4 protein-coding genes are annotated in these 3,491 nt (G+C 73.4%); 1 reads left to right on the forward strand and 3 read right to left on the reverse strand.

Annotated elements, in window-relative coordinates; genetic code table 11:
- The 3 genes from ACFVYK_RS07905 to ACFVYK_RS07915 all read right to left on the reverse strand — a co-directional run.
- The coding region (locus ACFVYK_RS07905) for an NADH-quinone oxidoreductase subunit C (RefSeq protein WP_389769916.1) at positions 1-1,439 on the reverse strand (1,439 nt) is incomplete at its 3' end.
- Positions 1,436-2,191: an NADH-quinone oxidoreductase subunit NuoB gene (nuoB, locus tag ACFVYK_RS07910; RefSeq protein ID WP_389769919.1), complete on the reverse strand. Its 756-nt coding sequence runs from the start codon at positions 2,189-2,191 to the stop codon at positions 1,436-1,438. The genes nuoB and ACFVYK_RS07905, both read right to left, overlap by 4 nt.
- Positions 2,182-2,589: an NADH-quinone oxidoreductase subunit A gene (locus ACFVYK_RS07915; protein ID WP_389769921.1), complete on the reverse strand. Its 408-nt coding sequence runs from the start codon at positions 2,587-2,589 to the stop codon at positions 2,182-2,184. The genes nuoB and ACFVYK_RS07915 overlap by 10 nt, the downstream gene beginning before the upstream one ends.
- A 223-nt stretch (positions 2,590-2,812) precedes the next feature.
- Here ACFVYK_RS07915 and ACFVYK_RS07920 point away from each other — a divergent pair.
- On the forward strand, positions 2,813-3,491 hold a 679-nt coding region (locus ACFVYK_RS07920), incomplete at its 3' end, for a sensor domain-containing protein (RefSeq protein ID WP_389769924.1).

Genomic DNA, 3,491 nt, shown 5'->3' on the forward strand with positions numbered 1-3,491 from the left:
TCCGGAGCGAGGTTCTGCTCCGGTGCCGGGCCGGGCTTCCGCTCGGGCGCCGGGCGGGGCTTCCGCTCGGGTTCCGGGTCGTCGAAGGCCGGGCGGGCGTGGTGCCACGGGGCGTCCGAGCTGCGGGGGGCCGCGGCGGGGCGCGCAGGGCCGGCCGGCGATGCGGCAGGGGGCTGGGTGCGCTGCGAGGCCGAGCCCTGCGAGGCGGACCGCGCGCGGCGCGGCCCGGCGGAAGACCGCGGAGCCGACTCGCTTCCGGCCGCCCGACCGGCTCGTGCAGCTTCCGTGGCTTCTGCGGTCGCCGTGGGCTCTGCGGCTGCTGTGCCTTCTGCGGTCGCCGTGGGCTCTGCGGCTGCTGTGCCTTCTGGGGTTGCCGGGGCTCCCGGGGCTCCCGGGGCTCCCGGGGCTCCCGGGGCGGCCGTTGCTCCCGTGGTCTCTGCGGCCTCTGCGCCTTCGGCGGCTGCTGTGGCTCTGGTGGCTGCTGTGTCCCCGGGGGCTTCCGTCACCTCCGCAGCGCCGAGCGCGTCTGGGCCTGGCGCTGCCGTCGCCGGCTTCGTCGGACCCGGCGTTCCTGTGGACGTCAGTGTCCCCGTCGACTCCGATGCCCCAGTCGGATCCGATGCCCCAGTCGGATCCGGTGCTCCCGTCGGTTCCGGGGTCTGGGCTCGCTGGGAGGCCGAGCCGGCGTCGGCGGTTCGGGTGCGGCGGGGTGTGCCGGTGGGTGTCGTCGCGGGCGCCGGGGTCTGGCTTGCCGAGCCTTCAGCTGTTGTGCGGGCTCGGCGCACCGGGCGGTCGGCTGCGGGGCGGGCCGGGCGCTCGCCGGTCGCGCGGCCGGCCGCGGTGCGGGCCGGTCGGGTCGGGGCCGGGGGGAGCTGGCCCTTCAGGGGGCCCCATTCGTTGGGGTCGGGCACGCCCGGGGGGAGCATCTGGCGCCGCTTGGGTCCGCCGTGCTCGGACTCGCCGGGTTCCTTCGCGCCGGGCCACGCCTTGGCGACGCGGGCCGCCAGGACGAAGTCCTTGCGCAGGGGGTGACCCTCGAAGGTCTCCGGGAGGAGGAGGTGGTCGAGAGCGGGGTGGCCCTCGAAGGCGACGCCGAACATCTCGTGCGTCTCGCGTTCATGCCAGGCGGCGCCGGCGTAGACGTCGACGGCGGTGGCGAGGGCCGGCGTCTCGTGCGGGATCGTCGTGCGCACGAGGAGGCGGCGGACCGGGGACAGGGCTACGACGTGGGCGGAGACGCGGAAGCCCGTGCCGGGTTCGTCGACCGCGCTCAGCCAGTCGAAGTAGCTGCAGGAAAGGCGGTCTCGGGCCACGCGCAGGGCGTCGGTCCAGGAGCCCGGGGGGACGTCGACGGTCAGGACGTCGTAGGACTCCTCGGCCGTGGCCTGCGGACCGAAGAGTTCCTCGGCGGGGGCGGGCAGCCAGCCGACCGTGCTCATCGCCCCTCCTCGGACGTACCCGACTCGGGCTCGACGGTGCGAGGTTCGGACTTCGCGGGTTCGGGTGACGCGGGTTCGGGCGACGCGGGCTCGGGCGACGCGGGCTCTGCGGAGGGGGTGGGCGGGGGGCTCATCAGGCCGCTCTGGAGGGCCGCCGGGGACGGGCGGGGCGCGGTCGTGCCGTACCGCTCGTCCAGCGACTCCCGTGCGATCTTCTCCTGGAGCTTGAGGATGCCCTGGAGCAGCGCTTCGGGGCGCGGCGGGCAGCCCGGCACGTACACGTCCACGGGGATGATCTGGTCGACGCCCTTCGTCACGGAGTACGAGTCCCAGTAGGGGCCGCCGCAGTTGCTGCACGCGCCGAAGGAGATGACGTACTTCGGCTCGGGCATCTGCTCGTAGAGACGCTTGACCGCCGGGGCCATCTTGTCCGTGACGGTGCCGGAGACGACCATGAGGTCCGCCTGGCGCGGGCCCGGAGCGAAGGGGATGACGCCGAGGCGGATGAAGTCGTGGCGGGCCATCGACGCGGCGATGAACTCGATCGCGCAGCAGGCCAGGCCGAAGTTGAAGACCCAGAGCGAGTAGCGGCGGCCCCAGTTGAGGACCACCTTCATGGGCTCGGGGGCGAGGCGGGCCAGGGCGCCCAGTCGCTTGGGCTCGGGCAGGAACACGGGCGCCGAGGGCGGCTGCTCCGGCGTCGCGTCAGGCAGGCCGGCCGGCGACGGGTTGGCTTCCGGCGTCACGTCCATGTCAGGACGCCCTTCTTGTAGGCGTACAGCAGGCCCACGGCCAGGAAGCCGAGGAAGACGAACATCTCCACGAGCGTGGCCGCGCCGTAGCCGGGGGCCGCGAAGACCGTCGCCCACGGGAAGAGGAAGATCGAGTCGACCGCGAAGATCACGTACAGGAAGGCGTAGACGTAGTAGCGGACCTGGGTGTGGGCCCAGCCCTCGCCGACCGGGTCGACGCCGCACTCGTAGGTCAGGAGCTTCTCCGGGGTCGGGACCACCGGGCGCAGCAGGCGTCCGGCGCCGAAGGCGACGGCGACGAACAGCACGCCGACGACGGCGAGCAGCCCGACGACGGAATAGGACTGGAAGTAGTCCGCGGCGACGTCCGCCGCGATATCGACGGTCGGTTCCCGCACGTCCGTCCCCTCGCTCCCTGACCTCGGCCTCTACGCGGTCTCCTCGGCAGCTTCCGCGGAGACCGGCTCGTTCGACGATCTGTACGCACGGGAGTCTAGGCCCTGATAAAGAGACAGTAAGCAGCCCGTCACGGCTCGGGACGCGGGGCGGGGGTTTTCCCCCGCCCGAGGAAGGCAGCAGACCTCATGGCGCGGCGCCGTGCGGGACGGCAGGCTGAGCCGTATGACCGCTTCCGCCAGCCACTCCGCCGTCCGACCGGGTACGTCCGGTCCGGGGGGCGCGGGGTACGACGACGATCGTCCGCCCCCGGTCCGTTTCGCCTACGACCCGCAGACCTGGAGGGAGATCGCACACCTTCTGACGAATCTGCCGATGTCGTTGCTCGGGTTCGTCTATGTGATGGCGGTGATCGTGACCGGGGCCGCGATAACCGTCACGGTGGTGGGATTCCCGTTGCTGACGCTGGGGCTGACCGGGGCGCGGCTGATGGGCCGGTTCGAGCGGGGGCGGGCCCGCAGGCTGCTCGGGGTGCGCGTCGACGAGCCGAGTCCGCTGCCGCTGCGCAGGGCGGGCGGTCTGCTCCCGCGGATGTGGCTGGCGCTGAAGGACCCGGTGGCCTGGCGCACGGTGCTGTACGACGTGATCCGGCTGCCCTGGGGGATCCTGACGTTCGTCGTGGTCGTCCCGTCGCTGTTCGTGCTGTGGCCGGTGCTGCCGTATCTGGCGCGGGGGCTGACGAACGCGGACCGGGCGATGGTGCGGGGGCTGCTGTCCCCCTCCGACGAGTTGGAGCGGCGGATCGCCGAGCTGGAGTCGGACCGCGGGGTGGTGGTCGACACGGCGGCCGCCGATCTGCGGCGCATCGAGCGCGATCTGCACGACGGGGCGCAGGCCCGGCTGG

The organism is Streptomyces sp. NPDC058291 (assembly GCF_042880855.1).
Taxonomy (GTDB): Bacteria; Actinomycetota; Actinomycetes; order Streptomycetales; family Streptomycetaceae; genus Streptomyces.

What these genes read in the sequence shown, in the direction of transcription:
- nuoB (WP_389769919.1), bottom strand. Translation starts at nt 2,191, where the DNA reads ATGGACGTGACGCCGGAAGCCAACCCGTCGCCGGCCGGCCTGCCTGAC.